Raw genomic sequence first — 3390 nt, 5'->3', positions numbered from 1 at the left:
GGTGTCCAACGCTCACGGCACGGTGACCGGTGCTGCCGGTGGTGTGCTGCTGCGTCCCTACGCCCGGCTGATCTCCTCGGCCGGTGACAGCGTCACCACCTACGGTGAGCCCTGGAACATGAACTGACCTCCTCTCGGTCAACTGACGCGGCCCCCGGCGACACCGCCGGGGGCCGTTTCATGTGAATTCTGCGGACCAACTATGAACCCACAATGTCCCCGCCCTGCCAATTGACTGGGAACAGCTGTCAATTCGCTGGGAGAAGCGGTCGCCACGTTGCAGCGCGATCACGGCCTGCTTACGTTTCCTCTGTCTCAACGACGAGTGGGCTGCCGTCAGGGCAAGGACGGCAACGGTATTGGTGAGTTCCTCGGATCACCGCAGACACAGCTAGGGAGAACATGAAGGTATTTGGTCGGGTGCTGCTGGCGTTGGTCGCCGCGTTCGCAGCGCTCTTCGTGGGCACGGGGACTTCGCATGCGGGCTTGGACAACGAGCTGAGTCTGGTCGACGGTCAGGGTCGGACCCTGACGATTCAGCAGTGGGACACCTTCCTCAACGGCGTCTATCCGCTGGACCGCAACCGGCTGACCCGCGAGTGGTTCCACTCGGGCAAGGCGGTCTATGCGGTCACCGGTGACGGTGCCGATGATTTCGAGGGCACGCTGGAGCTGGGCTACCAGGTGGGCTTCCCCTGGTCGCTGGGTGTGGGCATCAACTTCAGCTACACCACCCCGAACATCGCCCTGGACGCCCAGGACTTCATCTCTCCCGGATCGATCGACCTGTTCCCGGGCATCACGACTCCGCCGTTCTTCCCCGGTGTGTCGATCAGCGCCGATCTGGGTAACGGCCCGGGCATCCAGGAAGTGGCCACCTTCTCGGTGGACGTCAAGGGTCCCAACGGTGCGGTGGCGGTGTCCAACGCGCACGGCACGGTGACCGGTGCTGCCGGTGGTGTGCTGCTGCGTCCCTACGCCCGGCTGATCTCCTCGGCCGGTGACAGCGTCACCACCTACGGTGAGCCCTGGAACATGAACTGACCCTCTCCAGACTCGACTAAGACGGCCCCCGGCGACACCGCCGGGGGCCGTCCCCTATCTGTGCCGTCGCCGTCGGCGTTGCCGGCGCCGCCCGTAAACGCCGGATTGCCAGGCGGTCTCGGTTTGAGCGTGATTGATCTCAATTTGCTGACGGCGCCGTCCCCGCGTTGCGGCCCCACAAATCCCTTGCTTACGTTTCGTCTGTCTCGACGACAGACGGGTGGCGGTGGGCTTGCCGGCACTCCCCGAACAGGGACACGGCTAGGGAGAACATGAAGATATCGGGTCGGGTTTTGGTGGCGGTGGTCGCTGCGTTCGCGGCGCTCTTCGTGGGTGCGGGGACTTCGCATGCGGGTTTGGACAATGAGCTGAGTCTGGTCGACGGTCAGGGTCGGACCCTGACGGTTCAGCAGTGGGACACCTTCCTCAACGGGGTGTATCCGCTGGACCGCAACCGGCTGACCCGGGAGTGGTTCCATTCGGGCAAGGCGGTCTATGCGGTGACCGGTGACGGTGCCGATGATTTCGAGGGCACGCTGGAGCTGGGGTATCAGGTGGGCTTCCCGTGGTCGCTGGGTGTGGATATCAATTTCAGCTACACCACCCCGAACATCGCTTTGGATGCGCAGGATTTCATCGGGCCGTTGGGCCCGGACTTCTTCATCGATCCGTTCCCGGGGATTACGACTCCGCCGTTCTTCCCCGGTGTGTCGATCAGTGCCGATCTGGGTAACGGCCCGGGCATTCAGGAAGTGGCGACCTTCTCGGTGGACGTCGAGGGTCCCAACGGTGCGGTGGCGGTGTCCAACGCGCACGGCACGGTGACCGGTGCTGCCGGTGGTGTGCTGCTGCGTCCCTACGCCCGGCTGATCTCCTCGGCCGGTGACAGCGTCACCACCTACGGCGAGCCCTGGAACATGAACTGACCCCCGCCGACAAATGACGCACCCTCCTGCGTAACGCCCAGATTGCCTGTCGCGGTCCGGATGTCGGGACGGCTCGCGCTCTGCTACGGCTGAGCGTCGTCGGGCCGTGATTCCCAAACGCCCGGCTTACGTTCCGTCTGCCTCAATGAATGGGTGGCGCGTGAAACATGCGCCATGTTGCCTTTCGGCTGCGATGACGCCGCCGGATTCCTCGTGTCGCCGTTGCGTCTGTTAGGGAGAACATGAAGATATCGGGTCGGGTTTTGGTGGCGGTGGTCGCTGCGTTCGCGGCGCTCTTCGTGGGCACGGGCACTTCGCATGCGGGTTTGGACAATGAGCTGAGTCTGGTCGACGGTCAGGGTCGGACCCTGACGGTTCAGCAGTGGGACACCTTCCTCAACGGCGTCTATCCGCTGGACCGCAACCGGCTGACCCGGGAGTGGTTCCATTCGGGCAAGGCGGTCTATGCGGTCACCGGTGACGGTGCCGATGATTTCGAGGGCACGCTGGAGCTGGGGTATCAGGTGGGCTTCCCGTGGTCGCTGGGTGTGGGCATCAATTTCAGCTACACCACCCCGAACATCGCTTTGGATGCGCAGGATTTCATCGGGCCGTTGGGCCCGGACTTCTATATCGATCCGTTCCCGGGGATTACGACTCCGCCGCTCTTTCCGGGGGTGTCGATCAGTGCCGATCTGGGTAACGGCCCGGGCATTCAGGAAGTGGCGACCTTCTCGGTGGACGTCGAGGGTCCCAACGGTGCGGTGGCGGTGTCCAACGCGCACGGCACGGTGACCGGTGCTGCCGGTGGTGTGCTGCTGCGTCCCTACGCCCGGCTGATCTCCTCGGCCGGTGACAGCGTCACCACCTACGGTGAGCCCTGGAACATGAACTGACCTCCGGCCCGGGCGGCTGCCCGTCCTGCGGTGTCGGGCGTGCGCACCGCCGCCGGTCACGCGGGCCGCATATAGCACGTCTGCCCCCAGCGTCCCGTTAGGCTCACCGAAAACTCCGAAAACTTTGGTTGCATTGCGTTACATTTTTCACAGTCGAAGCGATGAAACCAAAGTAGGAACACCCGGGTGGTGCTCACTCGTCCGTTCCTGCACCGGGCTCGGCAGCGTTGCCGGGCGCGGCCACCATCGGTGAGCCATCAGGATCACCACCGAAAACGGACAGTTGGGGCGAATAATGAAGGTAATCGGTCGGGTTTTGGTCGCGTTGGTCGCTGCGTTCGCGGCGCTCTTCGTGGGCACGGGCACTTCGCATGCGGGCTTGGACAACGAGCTGAGTCTGGTCGACGGTCAGGGTCGGACCCTGACGATTCAGCAGTGGGACACCTTCCTCAACGGCGTCTATCCGCTGGACCGCAACCGGCTGACCCGCGAGTGGTTCCACTCGGGCAAGGCGGTCTATGCGG

5 protein-coding genes are annotated in these 3390 nt (G+C 64.0%); all 5 read left to right on the top strand.

Translation table 11 applies throughout. The features are described 5' to 3' along the window. Window positions 1–127: MspA family porin (locus CSR00_RS29615; protein ID WP_176562268.1), on the top strand; the 127-nt coding region annotated here is incomplete at its 5' end. 275 nt (window positions 128–402) lie between these two features. Further along, window positions 403–1044, top strand: coding sequence for a porin MspA (locus CSR00_RS29610; protein WP_099025912.1), 642 nt, complete (start codon window positions 403–405; stop codon window positions 1042–1044). 272 nt (window positions 1045–1316) lie between these two features. Further along, the gene (locus tag CSR00_RS29605) at window positions 1317–1970 is read left to right on the top strand and encodes a porin MspA (RefSeq protein WP_099025911.1); all 654 of its coding nucleotides are present in this window, start codon (window positions 1317–1319) and stop codon (window positions 1968–1970) included. Between the two features lie 242 nt (window positions 1971–2212). Beyond that, entirely contained in the window at window positions 2213–2866 is a 654-nt protein-coding gene (locus CSR00_RS29600) for a porin MspA (protein ID WP_099025910.1), read from the top strand. Between the two features lie 295 nt (window positions 2867–3161). Continuing rightward, window positions 3162–3390: MspA family porin (locus CSR00_RS29595; RefSeq protein WP_176562335.1), on the top strand; the 229-nt coding region annotated here is incomplete at its 3' end.

Source organism: Mycolicibacterium palauense (assembly GCF_002592005.1).
GTDB classification, from domain to species: Bacteria; Actinomycetota; Actinomycetes; order Mycobacteriales; family Mycobacteriaceae; genus Mycobacterium; species Mycobacterium palauense.
This window is presented reverse-complemented; position numbering and strand designations above follow the sequence as displayed.

What these genes read in the sequence shown, in the direction of transcription:
- CSR00_RS29600 (WP_099025910.1), top strand. Translation starts at nt 2,213, where the DNA reads ATGAAGATATCGGGTCGGGTTTTGGTGGCGGTGGTCGCTGCGTTCGCG.
- CSR00_RS29605 (WP_099025911.1), top strand. Translation starts at nt 1,317, where the DNA reads ATGAAGATATCGGGTCGGGTTTTGGTGGCGGTGGTCGCTGCGTTCGCG.
- CSR00_RS29610 (WP_099025912.1), top strand. Translation starts at nt 403, where the DNA reads ATGAAGGTATTTGGTCGGGTGCTGCTGGCGTTGGTCGCCGCGTTCGCA.